Raw genomic sequence first — 24,372 nt, 5'->3', positions numbered from 1 at the left:
ACGGTACAAATGGATGATACTAATGACACACCAATCAGTGAAGATGATTGGGGCGCGGCAATTGCAGAACAAGAGAAGGCAGATGCAGCAGCCGCTGCGGCTGCTAGTGCACCGCCTGCCGCTGGCGGTGGTGCGGCTATTTTTAAAGAATTTAGTGGCAAGGGCACGCATACCGAAACCCATAATGATATCGACTTCATCTTGGATATTCCGGTACAGCTCACGGTGGAATTAGGACGGACCAAAATCGCCATTAAAAATCTTTTGCAACTGGCGCAAGGCTCAGTAGTGGAATTAGATGGTATGGCTGGCGAACCGATGGATGTACTGGTCAATGGCTGTCTGATTGCGCAAGGTGAGGTGGTGGTGGTGAATGATAAATTCGGTATTCGTCTGACAGATATCGTGACGCCGGCTGAACGTATACGCAAACTCAATAAATGATCTGCTCCACTTTTCACTTGCAACGATATCGATATTTTTACGGTTCGTTAAGCGGCACCTTTATTGGACTACTGTCTGCCAGCAATCAGGCGTGGGCGGCGGCAGAAACTAAAGCGATTTCGCCGACGACTGGTTTTTTGCAAATCTTATTGGGTTTGGCAGCAGTACTGGCATTAATGTTATTTGCCGCATGGCTCTTCAAACGAATCGGCCCGGCAGTGACGGGAAATAAGATACCGGTGAATATTATCGGTGGCGTCAATGTTGGTAATCGCGAACGCATTATGGTGGTGGAAGTAGCCGACCAGTGGATAGTTGTCGGTGTAACCGCACAGCAGATCACCACCTTATCCACCATGCCAAAACAAGAGCAGATCGTTGCAGAACAATTGGCAAAACAAATGAGTACCCAAGCAGCCAATCCATTTTCGGCATGGTTAGCGAAGACGATAGAAAAGCGCAACAACGGTGTTAGCGGCAGCAGTAACCATAAGGCGTCAGAATGATTTTTTTACCAGCTAAGTTACCAGCTAAGTTACAAGATCAATACGGTATGAAAATAGCTCGCTTATTCAATCGCACTGCTACATCAATGTCTAAGCCAACGACGATAATCATGGGTCTTACTCTGATGCTGATGTTGGGCATTGCACTCCTGCTTCCGGTACATGCCATGGCTGAAACTACCGGCGGTCTGCAAGCAATTACCACGACGCCGGCAGCAGGTGGCGGACAGAATTATTCTTTAAGTATTCAAACATTACTGTTCTTAACAGCGCTGTCTTTTATACCGGCAGTGTTGTTAATGATGACCAGCTTTACCCGCATCATTATCGTGTTGTCCTTGTTGCGTCAGGCGTTGGGCACACAGTCAGCGCCTCCGAATCAGGTGATGGTTGGCTTGGCACTGTTCTTGACTTTATTTGTGATGGGACCGGTGTTCGATAAAATTTATGCAGACGCTTATCAACCGTTTTCAGAAAATAAAATATCGATGTCGGAGGCCATGGACAAAGGTGTCGCGCCGTTGAAAAAATTCATGATGAAACAAACCAGGCAAAGTGATTTGGCCTTGTATGTAAAACTGTCAAACACACCAGAACTACAAGGCCCGGAAGACGTTTCTTTACGGATTTTGATCCCCGCATTTATCACTAGCGAATTAAAAACTGCCTTCCAAATTAGCTTTGCGATTTTTATTCCTTTCTTGATTATCGATATGGTGGTCGCTAGCGTATTGATGTCTATGGGGATGATGATGGTGTCGCCAGCTATCGTGTCATTACCATTTAAGCTCATGCTATTTGTATTAGTCGACGGCTGGCAGTTATTGATTGGTTCGCTGGCGCAGAGTTTTTATTAGCAGACCGCATTAAAAATAATTTAAAAACAAGAGGAAAAGTATGAGCCCAGATAGCGTCATGTCACTCGGCCGCCACGCAATGGAAGTCACTCTGATGGTGTCTGCGCCACTGTTATTAGTCGCACTTGGGATTGGTTTGATCGTCAGTATTTTTCAGGCGGCAACCCAGATCAATGAAACGACCTTGTCTTTCATCCCTAAGTTAGTCGGTATTTTTGTCACCCTGATTATTGCTGGACCTTGGATGCTGTCGGTTTTAACTGATTACATGCGTGAGATGTTTACCAGCATCGCTACTCTGGCGAGCTAAGTTTTAGTACATCAGCCAGTCCCTCAGCAGATCGTTCAGCACAACTACGAATTAGATAGTCCTATGGTTTCCTTTTCAGGAAATGACCTGATCGCATTAATCGCTTCTTTTATCTGGCCCTTAACCAGAATTTTAGGCATGATTGTGATCGCTCCTCCGTTTGGCAATAACAGCGTCCCTGTGCAAGTTAAGCTAGTGCTTGGCGTTATGATTGCATTAATCGTCGCTCCCATCATTCCCCCTCTTAAAAATGTAGACATGATCTCTCTCACGGGAATCATGATTTTGACGCAGCAATTTGTGATCGGCTCCGCAATGGGTTTTATGATGCGCGTCACGTTTGCCGGGATTGAGATGGCTGGTGAAGCGATAGGTCTGACTATGGGTTTGGGCTTTGCGACTTTCTTCAATCCACAGACGCAGGGCCGCTCATCGGCGATCAGTCAGTTTATGGTGCTGCTGGCGACCTTACTTTTTTTAACCTTAAATGTACATTTGTCGTTGATCGCTACCTTGGTCGATAGTTTTAAGACGATTCCAATTTCTACTTCGTTGACGATGGGATTTAGCTTTCAACGTTTAGCGTTGTGGGGTGGCGAAATTTTTAGTATTGGTATGCGTTTATCTTTGCCAATTGTTGCGGCCTTGCTGATCACTAATATTGCATTGGGGATTTTGACTCGTGCTGCGCCTCAACTTAACTTGTTTGGTATCGGCTTCCCGATTACGATCGGCGTAGGATTTTTAATGCTGAGTATGGTATTGCCGTATTGGATGATTCCGTTCGAGAATGCTTTCCAAAAAACGATTGAGGCTATACTGTCTTTGGGAATCCCGATAAATCCCTAATCTCATAATCTCCCCAAGCGCCTCTTTAGTGTAAATCTATATGATGCAGACCGATCTTCTACCCTCCTCCGCATCACAGTCGACATCCTTCAGCGCCTTATATTCAACGGAGGAAATCCGTGCCATCGAATCTGCATCGCTTGTGACCTCACCGGATGGCAGCCTGATGCGTGCGGCTGGTGTGGCAGCCGCAACACTGGCGAAAACCTTAATTGCAGATCATTCAGCGCCTTCTTCCAGCTTTGAACTAACAGCAAACCCGGCGTCAAGCTCGGTGCCAAGTTCAATTGACATATTGGTGTTAGCAGGTCCGGGCAATAACGGTGGTGACGCATTGCAAGTGGCGTATTTGTTAGCTGCATCAGGCGAGCGGGTATCCGTCATTATTACGCATGGAATCGAACACTATTCTCCAGAAGCAAAAGACAGTCTGGTGCAGGCGCAATCAAGCCAGGCACACTTTTTTGGCTTAGATTATTTAGCCCAAACATCGGGTAAGCGTTGGTCATTGGTAATCGATGGTTTGTTTGGAATTGGACTAAGACATCCGATCGAGGGTAAAACCTATAAGCTAATCGAGCAGCTCAATCAATATGCCACAATCGCCAGAATCCCAGTGCTGGCGCTCGACGTACCTAGTGGCCTAAATGCCGACACCGGGCAAGTCATTGGTAAAAATGGGATCGCAGTGCGGGCAACCCATACGATTACTTTTATCGCCAACAAACCTGGTTTGCATACCGCGGCTGGCAAAGATTATGCAGGTATCGTTAAAGTTGCTGATCTGGGTATTGATGCATCTCTATATCCGCCACCCCAAGCACGCTTGTGTCACCCGTCGGAGCTGATGGCGGCACTCAGTCCAAGGCAGCAAGATAGCCATAAAGGGAGTTTTGGCGATGTGTTTGTAATTGGTGGTGCGGATGGAATGGCAGGTGCGGCACTATTGTCTTCTCGTGCAGCGTTGCATTGTGGCGCGGGTCGGGTGTTTATCGGCAGTATGACAACACCTCCGCTGACGCATGACCCGATCAATCCTGAGTTAATGTGCCGCAACGCTGACGATGTGCATTTTAAAAACTGCGCTATCGTCATTGGGCCTGGCTTGGGTCTATCGGATAAAGCCCGGTTATTGTTGGAACAATGCCTGCAAGAAGCCAGCGCCATCGTGATTGATGCGGATGCATTGAATTTAATTGCCAATAACGGATCGCTGCAATTACTCGTCCATGCAAGATCGGGCAAAGCAGGCCTCACTGCTAAAACTGCACTAAGCGCTTCAAACAAAACAGATCAGACCGTACGCACCATCCTCACGCCACATCCTCTAGAAGCCGCTCGTCTGCTCGGTATTAGTGTAGAAGCGGTGCAGGCAGACCGCCTTCAAAGCGCGCGCAAGCTGATGAATAAGTTCAATGCCACGGTCATCTTAAAAGGTTCGGGAACCATCATCGCCACACCAGATGAACAGATTACCATCAACACCAGCGGCAATCCCGCATTAGCTACAGGCGGAACAGGCGACGTATTAGCAGGCATCTGCGGAGCATTGCTAGCGCAAGGACTGACGGCGCAAGCGGCGGCAGGGCTAGCAGTCTGGCTCCATGGCAAAGCAGCTGATCTGCTGGTAGAACAAGGTATAGGTCCGGTAGGACTAACCGCCAGCGAGCTCATCATGATGGTACGACGCTGCATTAACCGTCTTGGCTAAACTCAGGACATCAGTCGAAATGAGGTAAATTACCTGAGAAAATTAATATACTCAGATAGAGTATAACCAATAATCATAGGTATTGTCCATATTATCTCTGGACGATTAAAAATACTCCCCTATTTCATCAAAAATAAATTCTATGTTTTATTGCAAAAATACTATGAATTAAAGTTACCGTATCAAAGTCACCGCATCAAAATAAAAGCATCAAATTCCCAAATCTAAACGGCCTGCGGTGATTTTTATGGTGCGGGCGCAGCGCGCCGCAATCGACAAATCGTGCGTCACCAAGACTAAAGTTGATCCACGTTCCCGATTGAGCGCAAACATTAACTGGATTACTGCCTCGCCAGTCACGGCATCCAAACTCCCGGTCGGTTCATCGGCAAACAGTAACGGTGGCTCAGTCACAAAAGCACGTGCCAATGCTACCCGCTGCTGTTCACCACCAGATAAATATTTTGGATAATGCTGCAAACGGCTAGATAAACCCACCCGCCCTAGCATCTCAGTTGCCTTATTCCGTGCTTGAGAATCACCACGTAACTCCAGCGGCAGCATGACATTTTCCAGCGCGCTCAAATGCGCTAGTAACTGAAAGGATTGAAAAACAAAACCCAGTTTTTCTTTTCTAAACTGTGCCCTTCCATCTTCATCCAAGGCGAAAATATCAATCCCGTCCAAGATTACTTTACCTTCGCTCGGTGTATCCAGTCCAGCCAAGATACCAAGCAAAGTTGATTTACCTGAGCCAGAAGCGCCAACAATCGCAAGCGTCTCCCCCTCTTGCGCGGTAAAATCAATTTCTCGCAAAATATTCAGCGTACCGGTTGCATCGCTGACCTGCTTGGACAAATGTTTGACTTCAATAGAGAGTCGTAAATTAGTATTTTGATTCGCTGATGCATTCATTGTTAGGTCCACAGGCAATTCTTTAGGAAGATTCATGCTTTTTTTAAATAAAAAAAATGTGCTGGAATTATGCAGCAGATTGACTCATTCATTAGCTAGATTATTTAGCGAGATCGTCATGTTAAGGCGCAACGTGGTTGCCCGCTCGTCGATCAACTTATCGATCAACTTATCGACCAACTTATCGACCAACTTATTGACCAACTTATTGACCAACTTATTGACCGCTTTATCGATCAGCTTACTAGCGACAACAGTGATAGCAATTTCAGCACCCATAGTACATGCAGCGAATCATTCTGCATCAAAAACTGTGCTCGTGCTTGGTGATAGCTTATCTGCAGAATACGGCTTAACACGCGGTACCGGCTGGGTCGCATTATTAGAAAAACGTTTGCAAGAGAAAAAAATTCCGTCCACCGTCATCAACGCCAGTATCAGCGGCGAAACCACCAGCGGTGGTAAAGCTAGATTAGATAAACTGCTGATCCAATATCATCCCGACGTGGTGGTGATCGAACTTGGCGGTAACGATGCGTTGCGCGGTCTGGCATTGGGTGCATCAGAAACAAATTTTCGCGATATGGTGATCGCCAGCAAAAAAGCAAAAGCCAAAGTGGTACTGATTGGCATGCAAATTCCACCCAATTATGGTCGTGATTACACAGAACGATTTTTCTCTATCTATGCCAAAGTCGCCAAAGAACAGCAAACCGCCTTAGTCCCATTTCTATTAGAAGGCGTGGCCGATAAGCCGGAGCTATTCCAGGCTGATCGCATTCACATGGTCGCTGCAGCACATCCAGCGATACTCGACAATGTCTGGCCTCAATTGAGTCCCCTAATTGGTCAATCAGTTAGTTCATCTATCAAGCAATCAACAACACCAGTGACTACACCAGGTAAAAAATAATTTAATGAAATATCCAGAACTCATCAGCTTTAATGATGTGGTGCCCAGACTTAGTGAGTTTGACGCCATCATTGATGCACGCACTCCGTCTGAATTTGCCGAAGATCACATCCCAACTGCCATCAATTGTCCTGTTTTAAATGACGAAGAACGTATTCGCGTTGGTACCATGTATAAACAAGTCAGTGCATTTGAGGCTAAAAAAATCGGTGCAGTCCTTGTCGCAAAAAATATCGCCCACCATGTAGAGTCCAACTTTTTAAACATGCCAAAAGATTGGAAACCCTTGATCTACTGCTGGCGTGGCGGTAACCGTAGCGGATCAATGGCACATATATTTGCCAAGATAGGCTGGCCAGTCGTACAGCTTGACGGCGGCTATAAAAACTATCGTCAGCATGTCAACCAGGCGCTACCAGTATTAGCAGATACGATACGATGGCAAGTGATTTGTGGCACTACTGGCAGCGGCAAAAGCCGCTTATTACAGACCCTAAAAACCCAAGGTGCGCAAGTGCTGGACCTAGAACAGCTAGCTATGCATCGTGGCTCAGTTTTAGGACATTTACCGAGCCAGCCACAACCCTCACAAAAAATGTTTGAAAGCCAGATATGGCAAACACTACGATATTTTGATCCAGAGCAGCCGGTGTTTGTGGAATCAGAAAGTAAAAAAGTTGGCAACCTGCGCGTACCAGATCAAATCATACAAACTATGCGTGCTGCACCCTGTATTGCACTTAGTTTGGCAACTACAGACCGGGTACAGTTGTTGATGCAAGACTATGCTCACTTTGTAACGGATGCAGAAAATTTAAATCGCCAGCTGGATTGTCTGGTCAGCTTGCACGGCAAAGAAAAAATCCAGCATTGGAAACATTATGCAAGCAATGGCCAGATGGAAAATTTGGTCGAAGAGCTGCTGCAACAGCATTACGACCCAGCTTACTTACGGTCTATCGATAAAAATTTTTTACAATATCCGCAAGCAGATGCGATCTTGCAGACGGGCATAGAAACGCAAAATTTTGAGGCGACTGCGAGCCGTATTTTAGAGAAGGTAGTTTGATTTAAAACTGATGGCGAGCTGACAAAAATTTCTAAACGTAAAAAACGGTGGCATTGCACCACCGTCTTTTTGTCCTTGTGTCAGCGACATTATGAGGAATCGTAGAGACCTCGGATCCGCTATTAAATACGGAATGGTATTACACAAATTGTAGGTGTTACTTGTATTACTAAGGTAATTGCAATTTCAAAAAAACTACATGAAACCCGATAGAGCATTACTACTCATTCCACCTCATAATAACCGGAACGATAAAAAAAACCGGAACTCACTCGATCCAACTTGGGTATGAAAAAGTTCTTGTCGTTCGCTGTTGTCGTTTGTCGATATCGACCTCCTTCTTTGAACCAGTTACGCACCTAATATATAACAAGGTTTAGCGATGAAGAAGATAAAAATAACTATCGATTTCAAATCAAGATTAAAAAAATCAACCAAACAATATTGCTGAAATTGATCTGAGTTTTTAATCTGAATTTGTCGGTAATTACTAAGTGTGTATCAGCGCAAACCCGGCGCCTTCACTTTGGTCATTGCAGACATTGCGCCGCTTCCGATAGACGCACCAAACTTCTTCAGCACACGTTCTGGCAAACCTTCTTTTTGCGTGTAATCAACAATATCTTCTGCTTTTAAAACGTCGCGTGCAACGCTGTCAATTGTGCCAAAATCGTCGGCCAAACCCATCTCAACAGCACGGCTACCGATCCAAAATAAACCGGAGAAAGTTTCTGGCGTTTCTTTCAAACGAGATCCTCGACCTTGACGCACAGTTGCAATAAATTGCTGATGGATATCGTTTAACATCTCTTGCGAAAACGCTCTTTGTTTTGTGGTCTGAGGAGAAAACGGATCCATAAATCCCTTGTTCTCACCAGCAGTCATCAAGCGTCGCTCTACGCCCAATTTCTCCATCAATCCGGTAAAGCCAAAACCATCCATCAACACGCCGATAGAACCAACGACACTAGCCTTATTGACGAAAATTTTATCTGCCGCAACAGCAATATAGTAACCACCGGAGGCGCACATTTCATCCACCACCACATATAGTTTCTTCTGTGGGTACAGCTTACGTAATCGTTGAATTTCATCATTGATCATGCCGGCCTGTACTGGACTGCCACCAGGACTATTGATGCGCATAATAATGCCGACCGAACCTTCGTCAGAAAAAGCCCGGTCGAGCGCGGGGATAATCGCTTGTGCGCTGGCATTACCTTCTGAATCAATCTCACCATTAATCTCAACCAATGCTGTATGCCGGCCAGGATTGTCCATTTCTGAAGTACGATAATCACTAAAGAAATAGAAACCGCCGAGTATCAGTGCGACAAAAATCAATTTAAAAAAGATACCCCAACGGCGACGTAAGCGTTGCTCTTTTAATGATTCGCTCGCCAGCTTTTCTAACAAAGTCCGCTCCCAGCCAGATTGAGACAAGCTACTTGTCGCAGAACTTGGGGTGTTATTTTCGGGAGTCATAGAATTTTCTGTCATACAATTTTTAAGAATAGTTTTAAAAAATCAGGCAATCACTGGTGTGACGTAATCATCCGGGTACCAGACAATTTTGCCCTCTTGCTCATTGATATTCAGTTTTCTCAAGCGCCCACCACGGCATGGACCACCCGTACAATTGCCAGTATCCGGCGTATAGATTGCGCCATGAGTAGCACACATAATATATAAACCGCTGGATTCAAAAAACTCACCGTGATTCCAATCCAGCTCAATCGGAACATGCGCACAGCGATTTAAATAGGCATGCGCAGCGCCCTTGTAACGAATCACGAATCCAGTCGCATCATGACCACCGGCAGTCACTGGAAAACGTATCCCATTGCCACCGTCTTTAAGATCAGCCGAGGCGCAAATCGTAATTTCAGTCATGACTCCGTCCTGTCAGATCGTCAAGATAATAAGGTTTAGGCATTGCAGCTCAACCATGCATGCAACTCGCCAACTGTTTTTGCAGAATATAAGGGGTTTAAAGAATGTAAGGATGCTGCATCATGCGCGCCATATTCCACTGCAATTGCCGCAGCACCTGCATTACTCGCCATCAACAAATCATGTGATGTGTCACCAATCATGACGGTGCGCTGCATGTCTTGCCCTAACTCCCGGGTCAGCTCTTGTAACATCGCTGGATGCGGCTTAGAAAACGTTTCGTCAGCACAACGAGTCGCATCAAATACCGACAGCAAATTCGCCGTGTGCAAAGCACGGCTTAAACCTACGCGCGTTTTGCCCGTTGCTACCGCAAGGAAATAACCTTCTTGCGACAATTCCGTCAGCATTTGCCGTACACCGGGGAACAGAGGCAACTCGTGATCTTTTGCCAGATAGTGGTGACGATAACGCTCAACCATGCGGGGATAATATTTAGGATCAATATCAGGCATCGCCGATTGCATGGCGTCCATGAGCGACAATCCAATCACATAGGATGCTGCTTTCTCGTCGGGTACGGGCAAACCAAGATCTTTTGCTGACGCCTGGATACAGTGAACGATGGTTGCCGTGCTATCCATCAAAGTACCGTCCCAATCAAACACGATAAAATCAAATTGCTTTTTTGCCATATTCTTTATTCACCGCAAACCGCATAATTCTTTTTGCAAATCATCAACATTGAAGTACCAGGCTACTGAACTTAAGGCAGCAAGACGAAGACAACAATGGGACTAATAATTTAGAAATGAATAAGCTTTTCTGCCGACTATTTGATGTTGTGGAAGTAAGTATTTTACTATTAAATTATTTCAATAATAATAAAATATTAAGTTTATTGGGTTTATGAAGTTATGATCAGCTTTTATTTTAGCTTTTAAGCGTTTTCAAAAAATCCTCACAGTCTTTTGGCAACTTGGCATTGAGCGTCATTGACTCGCCTGTTTCTGGGTGCATAAAAGTAATCTGATGCGCATGCAAAAACATTCTCTTCAAAACGCCGCGATCTGCGGTTGGCTTTAATAAAGCACGATTTAGCGCAAAGTCACCGTACTTATCATCACCTGCAATCGCAAAACCGCTAAAGGATAAATGCACGCGGATTTGATGTGTGCGTCCGGTTTTTAATTCAGCCTCTAATAATGCGTAGTCTTGATATTTTTTCTTTAGAGAAAATACCGTATGCGACTCCATGCCATCAGCCTGTACCCGAACCCGTCGCTCACCCTCTGCGGTCGTGTATTTATGTAGTGGCAGCTTAATATGCTGACGCGCATTTTTCCAGTCGCCATGGATTAAGGTCAGGTAACGCTTGTCGGTGCTGCCTTCACGCATTTGCTCATGCAAATTAGTCAAGGCCGACCGTTTTTTTGCTAACAGTAAAACACCTGAGGTTTCTCTATCCAGTCTGTGAACTAGCTCCAGGAATTTAGCATCCGGGCGAGAAGCGCGCAGTTGCTCAATCACACCGTAACTAACACCAGAACCACCATGCACGGCAACGCCAGCGGGTTTGTCGATAATCAAGAGCTGTTTATCTTCAAACAAGATAGTAAATTCTGCCCCCGGTACGACTTGCGTTGATGTTTCTGCAATACGGACTGGCGGAATACGCACCACGTCACCCTCTTTCAGGCGATATAGCTGATCGATACGACCTTTGTTAACTCTGACCTCACCCGAGCGCAAAATCCGGTACACATGGCTTTTTGGTACGCCTTTACAGATGCGTATCAAATAGTTATCGATGCGCTGACCTGCGTCCTCTTCTCCGATAGAAACGAGCTGAACCTGCGGCTGAACTTGCGATGAAGCCTGTGAGGGATGGTTGGAAGCACTTTCTTGCGCCTGTTTTTCAGGTGGCTTCCTATTATTTATCGCTAAGTCCTTCATTTTGAATATATAATCATTTTCGCTTCAGCTTTAGGCTGTAGTAGGTGTAGAAATAAATGGTGGAACAAACGCGTATTCTACACAGGGGCATGTCCGTCGGCCTCGCCAATTTGCAAATTCGATGGAAAAGATGTGTATGCACATCATTATGCTGGTCAGGGTTACAACCAATTGTGGTAATCGGATTTTGTGTAATGATTTGGATCAGAAGGTTTGAATTGTAAGGATAAGTCCAGCAAGAGATATCTGTATATTTATTACAGATGTGCTTGCAGGTTGATAGTTTTAATCCAGTGTGATCGATCCTGCCAAACACAATTTTATTAAAGATGGTTTGGCGCTCATCAAGTTGCTCATCGCCTGGCGTTGTCTTCCTGTTGCAACAAAAAATAGGAATCAGATAACGCGGGGGACATGTGCACTCGATCCACGGTTGAAACTATCCGCGCCTAGTGCGCAATAGAACAATGAGAAGAATGATGGCAGTACTGAAAAGATGCAGCGAAAAATATCCTCGCTCACTCGTTTAGCTACTCGCCCAGCAATTTTTATTTCTGTTGCGCCTGAGGCATTTCCCGCCCCCTCAAACTCTCCGTTCTCGCATACATCCCCAATGTAAGCAAGTTGCCAGCCTCACTCTACAGAGGTAGCAACAAAAGATGACCATAAGGTCACGGAGTAAAAAATGAAACGCATGCTATTTAATGCAACGCAGCAAGAAGAACTGCGCGTCGCCATCGTCAATGGGCAAAAACTCATCGACATCGATATCGAAACCGCCGGACGTGAATTACGTAAGTCCAATATTTACAAAGGCGTTATCACCCGTATTGAACCCTCACTTGAAGCCTGTTTTGTCAATTACGGCGAAGAACGTCACGGCTTTTTGCCTTTTAAAGAAGTCGCCCGCGGCTACTTTAAAGAAGGTATCGACGTCCGTAACACCAGCATCAAAGATGCGTTACGTGAGGGCCAGGAAATCATGGTCCAGGTCGAAAAAGAAGAGCGTGGCAATAAAGGCGCTGCTCTTACCTCTTTCGTCTCCTTGGCAGGTCGCTATTTAGTTCTGATGCCAAATAATCCGCGTGGCGGTGGTGTGTCCCGTCGCGTTGAAGGCGAAGATCGTCAAGAACTACGTGAAACCATGGACAAACTGGATCTGCCAGGTGGTATGTCCGTGATTGCTCGTACCGCAGGTATTGGTCGTAATGTCGATGAATTGCAATGGGATTTAAATTACCTGATGCAACTTTGGCGTGCGATTGAAGGCGCAGGCAAATCTTCTGCTGGCGCCTTCCTGATTTATCAAGAATCCTCACTCGTGATTCGTGCGATCCGCGATTATTTCCAACCGGATATCGGCGAAATCCTGATCGATACTGACGAAATCTACGAACAAGCTCAGCAGTTCATGAGCCACGTTATGCCAGACATGGTGCACCGTGTTAAGCGTTACAGTGACGACGTGCCGCTGTTCTCACGTTTCCAAATCGAACATCAGATCGAAACCGCTTACAGCCGCACAGTACCATTGCCATCGGGCGGCGCAATCGTGATTGATCACACTGAAGCCTTAGTCTCAGTTGACGTCAACTCTGCGCGCTCTACCCGTGGTGGCGATATCGAAACAACGGCTTTCAATACGAATTGCGAAGCAGCCGAAGAAGTAGCGCGCCAGCTGCGTTTGCGCGATTTGGGCGGTTTGATCGTGATCGATTTTATCGATATGGAAAACGCCAAAAACCAGCGTGAAGTCGAAACCCGCTTAAAAGATGCCCTGCGCTATGACCGCGCACGCGTCCAGATGGGGAAAATTTCGCGCTTTGGTCTGATGGAATTGTCCCGTCAACGCCTGCGGCCTTCCTTGTCTGAAGGCAGCCATGTTACTTGCCCGCGTTGCAATGGCACAGGTCATATTCGCGATACCGAATCATCTGCTTTACAAGTCCTGCGCATTATCCAGGAAGAAGCAATGAAAGAAAACTCAGCAGCGATTCATGTGCAATCGCCTGTTGATGTTGCGGCCTTCTTGCTGAATGAAAAACGTGGTGAAATTCTAAAGATAGAAACGCGTCATCGCGTCACTATCATCCTGATCCCGAACACGCATCTGGAAACACCCCACTACAAGTTAGAACGTCTGAAACATGACGATCCGCGCTTGGAAGAATCTCACGCCAGTTACGCTATGGCAGAGCAGGCAGATACTGATATTGGCTATAGCAAGCGTCAGAAAGAAGACATCAAGCCGCGTCAGGAAGCGATGGTCAAGAGTATTACACCTGACACTGCACCTATCGTAGAACGTAAGGAAGTCGTCGCGCCAGTGCTTGTCGCACCTGTAGCAGCAAGTGAAGGCTTCTTCACTAAGTTCCTGAATCTGTTCCGCGCCAAACCGGCTGAACCTGCTGTCGCTAGCGTTGCAACAGCGGATGCAACACAAACTCGCGAGCGTTCAGACCGTGGTGAGCGCGATCGTAATAATCGTGGCAATCGTAATGGCAATCGCAATGGCAACCGCAACGGCAATAATCGTGGACGTGATCGTGATGATAAAGAAGAACGCCCGGTCAATGCACGTGCCGATAAAGAAGTAAAAGACGAAGCGACAAAAATTGCCGCGCCAGAACAAGCTCAGCCACAACAACAACGCCAACCAAAGCAAGCGCGTCCTCCACGTGAAGACCGCGAGCCGCAAGAAGGCCGCACTGAAGCTAAAGAAGGCAAACCGGAAGGACGTCGGGATCGTCAGCCACGCCAGCGTGGTGAGCGCAAAGATAGCGTAGCTACTGAAACAATGTCTTTGGATACAACTGCCAATACCCAAACAGCAGCACCGGTAGTAGTTACGCCAGTAGCGGTTAATAATGAAGCTGTGGACAACACCAATCTCGCCTTAAACGCCAACGGCAATCCGGTTGACGCCGAGACCAGCGAGCAAGGTGAAAGCCGTCGTCGTCGTCGTCGCGGTGGTCGCAATCGTAATCGTCGTGATCGTGAAGCTGGCGACAATACGGATACTAACGAGAGCAATGATAACCAAGAAGCAACTGACCATCATGAAGTGCATGAGGCGCATAAGACCCGTCAGCATGTCGAGGTTGAGCAAGCACCTGCACCAATATTGTCATTGGTAACGCCAGCGATATCACCAACTGCGGTGTCTGAAATTGTTACAGCGCCGGTTGCTGTATTTGGTACGGCATCTGGTATGGCAGCTACTCCTGCTGCCACTCCTGCAACTACTCCGGTTCCTGCACCTGATCTTGTTTCAACACCCGTCTCTGTGCCAGAATCTACAACGGAACCTGTAACAGCGGTCACGTCTGCGCCGGTTACTGTCGCAACGATTGCTACAGACAAAGCAGCAGAGCCAGCGATCGTCAATCATGTTGTGACTACTGCTGAAGCTGCGCCAGTTGAAGCAGTACCTACACCTGAGACTCCTGCACCGGTGCAAGCTAGTCTTGATCTTGTATCAGCACCGGCATTGTTAGTGCCAGCAGCGTCGGCGACTGAAGTAACGCCAGCGCCTGCCAAGCCAGCTGAAACTATCGTCAGTGCCGCTAGCTCTGATGTGGCAACTGAGGTCGCAAGCAATGTTAAAGCTGACATTGCAACGCCGGCTGCGTTACATCAGGCGGTTTCGGTCGAAGCAGCAACACCAAGTGCGCCTGTTATGAAACCCGTTGCACCTGTCGTTATGCCTGTAGAAAGCTTAAACACTATGTTAGAGCAAGCAGGTTTAGCTTTGGCGAGCACCGATCCAGAAAAATTGCGTGCGGCACAAGCGGCAGCGGCAACCGTTAATGTTGCACCGCGTGTACCACGCGAACGCAAACCGGTAGTGCCAGTCTCATCAGAACCCTTAGTAATGATGGAAACTAAGAAAACACCTGCACCGTAAATGCGCTGTTTGTATTTTTATCGTATTCATTAGCGTCTAAATTCAGGTACTGGATACGGCGCTTAATACAGACCTAAATGCATACAAATAACGACCCGATAACAGCAATGTTGTTGGGTCGTTTTTTTGTATTCAACCAGTTATTCCATCTCGTGGTATCTTTTTGCTCTAAACATCATTTGATCACCCGGTTGAATTGATTCTGCCTCGCTGATTTTGCCCAGCCAGTTGTGCCTGACTAATTGTGTTTGGCTGATTTGATTCACAGGTTCTGATTCGCTAACACTGCACCACTTATTTTGAATTCAATGTCTGAAAAATTTATCCCACTAGCCGACTTCCGGCAACGACAGCCAACGCTGATCGTTCCAGGTTTATTGGAGCAACCAAATGGACAGTTGCTTGATAGCCTGCAACGCCCTTTGCATGACCTTCGCATCTCGGTAACAGATCGTTGTAACTTCCGCTGCGTGTATTGCATGCCGAAAGAAGTTTTTGATAAAGACTATCGTTTTTTACCGCATACATCGCTGCTCAATTTTGAAGAAATAACCCGCATCGCCCGTATCTTTATCTCCCACGGCGTGAGTAAAATCCGCTTGACCGGCGGTGAGCCCTTGTTACGTAAAAATATCGAAAAGCTGATCGCCATGTTAAGCAGTTTAAAAACACTGGACGGACGCGATCTTGATCTGACCCTGACCACCAACGGATCGTTGCTGGCGCGCAAAGCACAAAGTCTGAAAGACGCTGGCTTAACCCGTGTCACGGTATCGCTGGACTCGCTCAATGATGCCACTTTCAAACAAATGAATGATGTCGATTTCCCGGTGTCCGATGTGCTTGATGGCATCGCAGCAGCGCATCAGGCGGGGCTTGGTCCAATCAAAGTTAACATGGTTGTTAAAGCGGGTTTAAATGATCAGGAGATCGTTCCCATGGCGCGCTATTTTAAAAACACGCCACATATTTTGCGCTTTATAGAATACATGGACGTGGGTGCCTCAAATGGATGGAAGTTAGATGAAGTCATCCCATCGGCAGAGGTAGTAAGGCGCATCAACGCTGCCGGCATGCCGCTCCAGGCAATCGATGCAAATTACACAGGCGAGACCGCCGCCCGTTGGCGCTATGCCGATGGCAGCGGTGAAATCGGCCTGATCTCCAGCGTCACACAAAGTTTTTGCCACGATTGCAGCCGCGCCCGGCTATCTACCGAGGGCAAGCTGTACACTTGCCTGTTCGCCAGCCATGGTCATGATTTACGCGCCTTAATCAGAGATGATGACAAGCAGCACAGTGATCTTGCCATCGCCAATGTCATCAAACAACTATGGCAGCAACGCACTGATCGTTATTCGGAATTACGCAGCCAAAATACAGATGAACTTCAGATCACCAGGAAAAAAGTGGAGATGTCTTATATTGGCGGCTAACTTCGGTGGCTAAATTCGGTGGCTAAATTCGATAACCGACTTCGGCGGCTAAGGATAAGTAAAATATACTCCTACCATGTATATTTTTATTGTCCATATGTTCTCTGCACAATAAGGCATATTCCATAAAAATAATGGGGAGTATATTCGCACACCACCATTATTTGATCTATAACAAGGGATAAGAATGTCTCTGGGTTTAAGCTTATTTGCATAAGCTCCAGTAACTTCCAGAACTCAAATCGCAACACATTCCATGGCTCGCAGACATGACCAGCATAGATAAGCAACTCATTACCGGACTGATACTCGCAGGTGGTCGTGGTACACGTATGGGCAGCGTGGACAAAGGTTTGCAGACTTTTCGCGGTTTGCCGATGGCGATGCACGTGTTGCAGCGCCTCTCGCCACAAGTTGGCAATATGCTCATCAATGCCAACCAAAACTTACTTACTTACGAGAGCTTTGGTGCGCCAGTCTGGCCAGATCACGCGGAGAATGATGATAATCACTTTTTAGGTCCTTTAGCCGGATTACAAACCGGCCTGACCCATTGCAAAACGCCCTATCTAGCCAGTGTGCCATGCGACTCGCCATTTTTACCCGTCAATCTAGTAGAACATCTGGCAGCAGCGTTATTGCAAGAAAACGCGGATCTTGCCGTCGCTGTCACAATGGAATCCAATGGCAACGTCATTGCCAAGCAGGCGCACCCGGTATTTTCTTTAATGAAAATTTCCTTGCTACCGCAGCTGAGTGATTTTTTACGACATGGCGGGCGTAAAGTAGATGCCTGGCATGCAAGCCTGCATTGTGTCGAAGTCGTATTTGAAGATGTCGCCGCCTTCCGTAATATCAATACGCTGCAAGATTTGCGACAATTTGAAACCGGACTAAATTCACACTCCAACCTGACCCGATCTAACTAAGTCGAATCTAACTAAGTCGAATCAAACTATTTTATGAGCGCCAACACCCCAGCCGCAAACCTACATCATCTCCTTAGCTGTTTGTCGGATTACGACCCTAACTCCCTGCCCGTCGCGCAGGCACAGCAGATCATCCAGCTGTTTGTGACGCCAATTGACTCGGTAGAAAAACTCGCCATACGCCAAGCACTTGGACGCGTGCTTGCCGCCGATGTTCTGTCTGGTATTAACGTCCCTGCTTATGATAATTCTGCCATGGACGGCTACGCGTTTATCGGTAGTGATTTACAAAAAAAAGCTACAGACAATAGCGATCCAACAAACCAAACCCTCACATTAAAAGTTGTCGGCGCCGCTTATGCTGGACGCGCCTTTGAAGGCGCAGTACAACCGGGGGAATGTGTACGCATCATGACCGGCGCGGTGATGCCAAGCTCCTGCGATACAGTGATTCCACAAGAATGGACTGTTGAGATAAGCGACAGTAAGCAAGCGACAGAATCAAAGCAAAGCAATCTCGGCAACTTAAAGCAAATCCGCATACCAGCGGCCCAAATAAATGCTGGCGATAACCGTCGCCTCAAAGGCGAAGACTTAGCGATTGGCACAACAGCGCTAAGCAAAGGCAAAATTTTACGGCCTGCCGATCTTGGTTTACTAGCGTCATTAGGCGTAGCTGAAGTGGCCGTACAACGCCGCTTGCGTGTCGCTATTTTCTCAACCGGTGACGAACTGCGATCGCTGGGAGAAACCCTCGATTTAGGCTGCGTATATGACAGCAACCGCTACACCTTATATGGCATGCTCACTCGGCTCGGCTGCGAGATCATCGATATGGGCGTGATCAAAGATGATCCGATATCGCTGGAAGCCGCTTTTCGTTCCGCTGGCGAAAACGCAGATGCCATCATTACCTCTGGTGGCGTGTCGGTCGGCGCAGCGGATTACACCAAACAGATGATGGAAAAATTAGGTGATGTCGCCTTCTGGAGTATCGCTATGCGTCCAGGCAGACCAATGGCATTTGGCAAAATTCAGTCAAATAAGTCTGATCAGGCTAATGGAAAAGGCGCGTATCTGTTTGGTCTACCGGGCAACCCAGTTGCAGTAATGGTCAGTTTTTATTTTTTCGTCCGCGACGCACTGTTGCACATGATGGGTGCTGGGGCAGCAGAATCAACATCAACAACATCATCAACATCGCTACCGCTGGTACCAGCCATCTCAAGCGTCGCTCTGCGCAAGCGCGCTGGTCGCACCGAATACCAGCGCGGCATCGTCTCGGTCGCTACCAATGGACAGCTACAAGTGAGTATCACCGGCTCACAAGGCTCAGGAATTCTGCGGTCAATGTCAGAAGCCAATTGCATGGTGGTACTACACCACGATCAAGCCGATATCGCCGCCGGTGAAAAAGTCGATATTTTATTGTTTGAAGGATTGATCTGAGTTGCGTCCGTCCAATGCCCGACGTCAATCAAAGACGCAATCACTTTCGTTTTTTCGTGGATCAAGAGTGGATACTTCACGTAAGTAACAAAGTATTGCGCCCGAAAATACGCCCTCTTTCACGGGCTATAATCAGCGTTTTAAACATGTGATTATTTCTCAGGAGATGAATTTGAAAGTGCTCAACTGGACCGCTCTTACTTGCGCAAGCCTTAGCCTACTTACTGCTTGTGGTGGGGGCGGTAGCGACTCTGCTAGCAACACTCCAACGGTATCTATTACCAGTGTCACGACAGATCAACTGGTGTATCGCAAGACCAGCAATATGACCATCAAAGGTCAAAATCTCGACCAAGGCATTAACATCTCCAATCCAGCATGCCTGACGATTACCGAAGTCGCCGGAGGCAGCGCAACGCAACGAGTATTCACTTGCAAAATCGTTGCGGTCGGAACGGTAGCGGTGTCCATCACGGCGGGCAACGGATCATCACTTTACTCCGGTAGTTTAACCATTCCTCTGGCTGCACAACCGCAAGTCACAATGCTGACGTCAATGGGTACGATTGTGATTGAGCTTAACCCGGCCAAAGCGCCGATCACGGTCGACAACTTTTTACAATATGTAGAAAGTGGCTTTTATGTGAATAAGATTTTCCATCGAGTGGTCAGCAATTTTGTCGTTCAGGGCGGCGGCTACACTAGCGATTTACAACAACCTGCGACATTAGCCGCCATTGCGCTGGAATCCAACAATGGCTTAAGTAATCTTCGTGGCAGTATCGGCATGGCGCGTACCTCTGTGGCAAATTCTGCGACATCTCAGTTTTATTTTAACGTCGTAGATAACACGACATTGGATTACAGCAACGCCACTAATCCGGGTTATGCCGTCTTCGGCAAGATTGTGACCGGGCTTACTATCATGGATCAGATTAGTACGGTTCCAACGACGACCAGCGGTAGTTTCACTAATTTACCCGTTACCCCAGTGGTGATTAATTCAGCAGTGCAAACACAATAATATGATAGCCTTCTAGCAGCTATTCCTGGTTTGTACTGTAATTTGGTTTTTCCTCGCTTGTTTTATATCGTTATTTTAGAAATTAATAACTACCCAGACTACTAGACTGGGCATCATACAAAGGGTAATCATGAACAAACTGTTGAAATCAATACTGCTAGTCGCCTCATCCTTATTCATCATCAGCACAGCCCAAGCCAAAGACGAGCCTAAAAAAGCCTCTGCATCTGCGTCTGCGTCAGCTACGGTATCGGCCTCGGCCAAGGTGGAGCTGTTGGATATCAATAGTGCGACTAAAAAAGAATTGTCCGAATTGCCTAAGATTGGCGATGCACGTTCTGATGCAATCATCAAAGGTCGCCCGTATAACGGTAAAGATGATTTGTTGAACAAAAAGATTTTGCCGGCGGATGCGTATAACAGCATCAAAGATCTGATCATTGCCAAACAAAAACCGGATGCAAAAAAGAAGTAACTTAGATCATCAATCCATCATAAGTAAGCAAAGACTTATGCTGCGCCAATAAAAAAAGCTAGATGCAATGCATCTAGCTTTTTTATTCTCGGGTGACTGCAAACTCGCTAAAGCGAATCACAAATTTTATCGCTATAGCTCCTCAGAAAAATCCCTCACAACCGTTTGGGAACCTCTAAGCTACCTCCACACCGCTCCTACGCCTATACTTGCTTACGACGCTTGGCAACCAAGGCCAGAATGCCCATACCTAAACCAAGCAGCAATGGTGTTGCTGGCAGTGGAACATCGTTAGACACGTTGCTGACATTGGTAAAAACAAAGTTTTCGTCGTTGTAATTAAAATCGCCACCGTTACGTAAATCTTCAAAAGCGACATAAACCCCAGCAGGAACAAACGCATCGCCGCCATAAGAGTTGGAGTAAACATGATTTACGCCATCAGAGTTAGACGATTTTTGCGAATACCAAGTATCGCCATTGTTTAGCACATTCAAACGAAATACTAAATTATCACCCGCATTGACAGCGCCGAAATTCAGCAAGTCGCCGTAGTTAGACGTGTGATTATTCAAGCCAAAGATACCGGTATCAACGCCGTTGACCAACAAGCTGAGTGTGTTGGTATAACCAGCAGTAGAACCTGCAAAATACGCCATTACATCACCCGCCGAAGTAGCGACGAAAGTATACAAAATCGGGTTCTGTGTACCTATGTTGGTATAGGTGGTAGGAACAGCCAATGCAGAACTGGCAAATCCGACGCTAATACACAAAGCGGCAAATAAAGATTTAAGTTTCATTAAAGCTCCCATTTCAAATATTAGATAAAGCGATCAACTGGTTAATTAGGCAAATGAACAACAAATGGATGAAATACGAAAAGACTATGGAGGCAACGCAATTTTTGTACCATTTTTTCTTCTGTAAAAGCTTTTCATCAAAATATTGCCTGCGACACTCTCGCAAATCCTGGCAGTACATAACCCCGCCTTATTTTTTTCTGCGAGTGGGATTCGAAAATATCTAACAACCGTTGCCTGGCTTAGCTCTCCAAGGACATGGTTCAGTTTTTTGGATTCTAAAAGACCTTTGCTTGAGATTCAATTATTCTCTTGGGCAATTTCTATTTTTATTTCAATTTATAAATGATCGATAAAAATTATTCAAAATCTCAATCTTTTCAGAAAAAAGTCTTTAATTTCTTGAGATGTAAAAGTTTTCGACAACCAGTCAAGATGCATTTTCATCGCGTCCAAATCGTACAATTCCAGCAATGCGCATCAATCCACCAGCGCAGCCGAGTTATCTAGGATAATGATCGCCTCTGCCTTAGATAAATCAGAAATGCTACACACACTCGCCGATCAGATTGAAGACTTACTGCCGCAAACTCAGTGTACTAAGTGCGGCTACCCCGCATGCCGCCCCTATGCCGAGGCGATCGCCAATGGCAGCGCCAATTACAATCAATGCCCACCCGGTGGTCAAGAAGGCATACGGCGCTTGGCAAACTTACTCGGTAAGCCCGTGATCGCGCTAGACGTCAGCCACGGACATGAAAGACCACGACCTGTCGCCTTGATAGATGAAGCCTATTGCATCGGCTGCACGCTCTGCATCCAAGCTTGCCCCGTCGACGCCATCATGGGCGCGGCCAAACAGATGCACACAGTATTGCCTATGCTATGTACCGGATGTGACCTGTGCGTTGCGCCCTGCCCGGTTGATTGCATCAGCATGGTCGAGCTTACGCCAGGCAAGACAGGCTGGGATGCATGGTCGTCAGAACAGGCGGATCAGGCACGCGAGGCCTATCACTTTCGTCAGGCTAGACTCAAAAAAGAACAACAAGAAAACGACGACAGACTCGCCGCCAAAGCAACGACCAAATTAAATGCCTTGATGGACGAACCCGCGTTAACTCCCGAACAAATCGCTGATCGTGATCGCAAAAAAGCCATCATCACCGCTGCGATAGAACGCGCGCGGCTTAAAAAGCTAGAGACAAACTAAGTCCTAAACTAAGTCCTAAACTCAGATCAAAACATAAATCCAGAACCGACATGAACGCAGCCAAACGCCAGATCATTTTTAGCCGTTTCAAAGAGCAAAATCCGCATCCAACCACCGAACTGGAATACACCAGTCCGTTTGAACTCTTGATTGCCGTGCTGTTGTCGGCGCAAGCCACCGATGTGTCGGTCAACAAGGCCACGCGCAAGCTGTATCCGGTCGCGAATACGCCAGAAAAAATATTGGCGCTAGATGTCGATGGTCTGATCCCCTACATTCAGACCATCGGTTTGTTTCGCACCAAAGCTAAAAATGTGATCGCCACCTGCCGCATCCTGATTGAGCAACATGGCAGTGAAGTACCAAAAGAACGTGCTGCATTAGAGGCATTGCCAGGCGTCGGCAGAAAAACGGCGAATGTCGTGATGAATACCGCTTTTGGTGAGCCCACAATTGCGGTAGATACGCACATCTTCCGCGTGAGTAATCGTACTGGCATTGCGCCAGGTAAAAACGTCGATATTGTCGAAGAAAAATTACTCAAATTTGTTCCGGCAGAATTCAAGCTCGATGCGCATCACTGGTTGATTTTGCATGGCCGTTATACCTGCCTGGCGCGCACGCCTAAATGCTGGAACTGCATGATTGCTGATTTATGCGACTACAAACAAAAGACGCCGCAGCCAAAAGGGGCGTAAAGGAACACAAAATACGCCCTACTTGGAGCCATAAGAAGTCCGGGCTAAACAATCCGAAGATAGCCTATTTTTCATATACTCCCCATCAATTCTAATAAAAACCCTTAATTACCCAATGATTTCATTGACGATTAAAATATACTAATAGAGAGTATTTCAATTCCCAGAGATAAAAAAGCACAGGTAACACATTAGTATTGTGCCGCCTGCGCCTTTTTCACTATCCCGTAACGACGGTGATATTTGCCACACCAACCGACTCTTTAAACGATCTTGCAAGCCTCATCAAAATCCAGACGTGGCGACCGTGGGAATACTTTTGCCATATCGCCATAGCCAAGATTGCAAATGAAATTGGCCTTGACCTCGGTCCCAGCGAAGAAGGTCGCATTGACTTTATCCGGATCAAAACCCGACATCGGGCCGCAGTCTAAACCAATTGCCCGTGCCGCCAGCATCAGATAAGCGCCTTGTAAAGACGAGTTGCGAAACGCAGTCGCATCAATCAATCCCTGATTACCAACAAACCAAGACCGTGCATCTGCGTGCGGAAATAACTTTGGCAATTGCTCATAAAACGCCATGTCCATCCCGATGATGGCGGTCACTGGTGCGGCCTTAGTTTTATCAACATTACCCGGTGCCATACAAGCGAGCAACTTGACTTTTTCTTCTGCGCTTTTCACAAAAACCACCCGTGCCGGTGAGCAGTTTGCCGAGGTCGAGCCCCATTTCATCAAATCATAAATCTGCTGCAATTGAGCGTCGCTAACCGGCTTATCCAACCACTCATTATGGGTGCGGGCTTTGGTAAATAAGGTGTCCAGATGTTCTGTTGTCAGCATGGTGTTTCTCCTGTTTAGATATACAAAGGGATGACTTAATTGAGATGCGTGATTGAGGCAATTAAGTGAGACAAGTGAGCTTCTTGCAAAATACCCAAACCAGTAAAGTCGAGCATGGGTGTGGCCACTGTTGCGATTGGTTTTCTTGTTTGAAGCGGCACATGTGACAT

Annotated in this window: 23 protein-coding genes; 16 read left to right on the top strand and 7 right to left on the bottom strand. The window is 46.8% G+C overall.

Annotation, left to right across the window (positions count from 1 at the left end; translation table 11 throughout):
* Positions 1-9 precede the first annotated feature (9 nt).
* The 6 genes from fliN to AAKU61_RS15360 all read left to right on the top strand — a co-directional run bounded on the left by fliN (position 10) and on the right by AAKU61_RS15360 (position 4,677).
* Positions 10-444: a flagellar motor switch protein FliN gene (fliN, locus tag AAKU61_RS15385; protein WP_322118206.1), complete on the top strand. Its 435-nt coding sequence runs from the start codon at positions 10-12 to the stop codon at positions 442-444.
* A complete protein-coding gene (gene fliO, locus AAKU61_RS15380; RefSeq protein ID WP_354333635.1) occupies positions 441-950 on the top strand; it encodes a flagellar biosynthetic protein FliO in 510 nt (169 codons plus the stop codon). Before fliN ends, fliO begins: the two co-directional genes overlap by 4 nt.
* 125 nt (positions 951-1,075) lie before the next feature.
* Positions 1,076-1,807 (top strand): flagellar type III secretion system pore protein FliP, encoded by a 732-nt coding sequence (gene fliP / locus AAKU61_RS15375; RefSeq protein WP_503012622.1) that lies wholly within the window; start codon positions 1,076-1,078, stop codon positions 1,805-1,807.
* A gap of 40 nt (positions 1,808-1,847) precedes the next feature.
* Positions 1,848-2,117 (top strand): flagellar biosynthesis protein FliQ, encoded by a 270-nt coding sequence (gene fliQ / locus AAKU61_RS15370; RefSeq protein WP_322118204.1) that lies wholly within the window; start codon positions 1,848-1,850, stop codon positions 2,115-2,117.
* Between the two features lie 63 nt (positions 2,118-2,180).
* Complete coding sequence (fliR, locus tag AAKU61_RS15365) at positions 2,181-2,966, top strand: flagellar biosynthetic protein FliR (protein WP_354333633.1); 786 nt, start codon at positions 2,181-2,183, stop codon at positions 2,964-2,966.
* Between the two features lie 43 nt (positions 2,967-3,009).
* Entirely contained in the window at positions 3,010-4,677 is a 1,668-nt protein-coding gene (locus AAKU61_RS15360; RefSeq protein ID WP_354333631.1) for an NAD(P)H-hydrate dehydratase, read from the top strand.
* Positions 4,678-4,887: 210 nt separating this feature from the next.
* Here AAKU61_RS15360 and AAKU61_RS15355 read toward each other — a convergent pair whose 3' ends face one another.
* Positions 4,888-5,592, bottom strand: a complete 705-nt coding sequence (locus AAKU61_RS15355; RefSeq protein WP_354333685.1) for an ABC transporter ATP-binding protein — start codon at positions 5,590-5,592, stop codon at positions 4,888-4,890.
* A 34-nt stretch (positions 5,593-5,626) separates the two neighbouring features.
* Between AAKU61_RS15355 and AAKU61_RS15350 the strand changes: the two genes are divergently transcribed.
* Positions 5,627-6,505, top strand: a complete 879-nt coding sequence (locus AAKU61_RS15350; RefSeq protein WP_354333629.1) for an arylesterase — start codon at positions 5,627-5,629, stop codon at positions 6,503-6,505.
* A gap of 4 nt (positions 6,506-6,509) precedes the next feature.
* Positions 6,510-7,574 carry a tRNA 2-selenouridine(34) synthase MnmH gene (mnmH, locus tag AAKU61_RS15345; RefSeq protein ID WP_354333627.1) on the top strand — a complete coding sequence of 355 codons (1,065 nt, stop codon included), beginning with the start codon at positions 6,510-6,512 and terminating at the stop codon, positions 7,572-7,574.
* A 501-nt stretch (positions 7,575-8,075) separates the two neighbouring features.
* On the opposite strand, the gene AAKU61_RS15340 is transcribed toward mnmH, so the two are convergent.
* The 4 genes from AAKU61_RS15340 to AAKU61_RS15325 form a co-directional block, all read right to left on the bottom strand.
* On the bottom strand, positions 8,076-9,059 hold the full coding sequence (locus AAKU61_RS15340) for a S49 family peptidase (protein ID WP_354333625.1): 984 nt from the start codon (positions 9,057-9,059) through the stop codon (positions 8,076-8,078).
* Between the two features lie 42 nt (positions 9,060-9,101).
* Positions 9,102-9,467, bottom strand: coding sequence for a Rieske (2Fe-2S) protein (locus tag AAKU61_RS15335; RefSeq protein ID WP_354333623.1), 366 nt, complete (start codon positions 9,465-9,467; stop codon positions 9,102-9,104).
* A 35-nt stretch (positions 9,468-9,502) separates the two neighbouring features.
* Positions 9,503-10,162 carry an HAD-IIIA family hydrolase gene (locus AAKU61_RS15330; RefSeq protein WP_322118198.1) on the bottom strand — a complete coding sequence of 220 codons (660 nt, stop codon included), beginning with the start codon at positions 10,160-10,162 and terminating at the stop codon, positions 9,503-9,505.
* 238 nt (positions 10,163-10,400) lie between these two features.
* Positions 10,401-11,423 carry an RluA family pseudouridine synthase gene (locus AAKU61_RS15325; RefSeq protein ID WP_354333621.1) on the bottom strand — a complete coding sequence of 341 codons (1,023 nt, stop codon included), beginning with the start codon at positions 11,421-11,423 and terminating at the stop codon, positions 10,401-10,403.
* A gap of 685 nt (positions 11,424-12,108) precedes the next feature.
* Here AAKU61_RS15325 and AAKU61_RS15320 point away from each other — a divergent pair.
* The 6 genes from AAKU61_RS15320 (at position 12,109) to AAKU61_RS15295 (ending at position 20,643) form a co-directional block, all read left to right on the top strand.
* Positions 12,109-15,330, top strand: coding sequence for an Rne/Rng family ribonuclease (locus tag AAKU61_RS15320; RefSeq protein WP_354333619.1), 3,222 nt, complete (start codon positions 12,109-12,111; stop codon positions 15,328-15,330).
* A gap of 308 nt (positions 15,331-15,638) precedes the next feature.
* Positions 15,639-16,766 (top strand): GTP 3',8-cyclase MoaA, encoded by a 1,128-nt coding sequence (gene moaA, locus AAKU61_RS15315; protein ID WP_354333617.1) that lies wholly within the window; start codon positions 15,639-15,641, stop codon positions 16,764-16,766.
* 269 nt (positions 16,767-17,035) lie between these two features.
* Entirely contained in the window at positions 17,036-17,695 is a 660-nt protein-coding gene (gene mobA, locus AAKU61_RS15310) for a molybdenum cofactor guanylyltransferase MobA (protein ID WP_354333615.1), read from the top strand.
* Between the two features lie 33 nt (positions 17,696-17,728).
* Positions 17,729-19,144 (top strand): molybdopterin molybdotransferase MoeA, encoded by a 1,416-nt coding sequence (gene moeA / locus AAKU61_RS15305; protein WP_354333613.1) that lies wholly within the window; start codon positions 17,729-17,731, stop codon positions 19,142-19,144.
* 178 nt (positions 19,145-19,322) lie between these two features.
* Complete coding sequence (locus AAKU61_RS15300) at positions 19,323-20,168, top strand: peptidylprolyl isomerase (protein WP_354333683.1); 846 nt, start codon at positions 19,323-19,325, stop codon at positions 20,166-20,168.
* Between the two features lie 130 nt (positions 20,169-20,298).
* Positions 20,299-20,643: a ComEA family DNA-binding protein gene (locus AAKU61_RS15295; protein WP_354333611.1), complete on the top strand. Its 345-nt coding sequence runs from the start codon at positions 20,299-20,301 to the stop codon at positions 20,641-20,643.
* 203 nt (positions 20,644-20,846) lie between these two features.
* On the opposite strand, the gene AAKU61_RS15290 is transcribed toward AAKU61_RS15295, so the two are convergent.
* Positions 20,847-21,446 (bottom strand): DUF4114 domain-containing protein, encoded by a 600-nt coding sequence (locus AAKU61_RS15290; RefSeq protein ID WP_354333609.1) that lies wholly within the window; start codon positions 21,444-21,446, stop codon positions 20,847-20,849.
* Positions 21,447-21,960: 514 nt separating this feature from the next.
* Between AAKU61_RS15290 and rsxB the strand changes: the two genes are divergently transcribed.
* A complete protein-coding gene (gene rsxB / locus AAKU61_RS15285; RefSeq protein WP_354333607.1) occupies positions 21,961-22,659 on the top strand; it encodes an electron transport complex subunit RsxB in 699 nt (232 codons plus the stop codon).
* Between the two features lie 50 nt (positions 22,660-22,709).
* The gene (gene nth / locus AAKU61_RS15280; protein WP_354333605.1) at positions 22,710-23,357 is read left to right on the top strand and encodes an endonuclease III; all 648 of its coding nucleotides are present in this window, start codon (positions 22,710-22,712) and stop codon (positions 23,355-23,357) included.
* 263 nt (positions 23,358-23,620) lie between these two features.
* On the opposite strand, the gene AAKU61_RS15275 is transcribed toward nth, so the two are convergent.
* Positions 23,621-24,202 carry a malonic semialdehyde reductase gene (locus tag AAKU61_RS15275; RefSeq protein ID WP_354333603.1) on the bottom strand — a complete coding sequence of 194 codons (582 nt, stop codon included), beginning with the start codon at positions 24,200-24,202 and terminating at the stop codon, positions 23,621-23,623.
* Positions 24,203-24,372: the final 170 nt, after the last annotated feature.

It is taken from the genome of Undibacterium sp. GrIS 1.2, assembly GCF_040544435.1.
Classification (GTDB): Bacteria; Pseudomonadota; Gammaproteobacteria; order Burkholderiales; family Burkholderiaceae_D; genus Undibacterium.
Note: the sequence above shows the minus strand (reverse complement) of the source record. Positions and strands in the feature narration are given on the sequence as shown.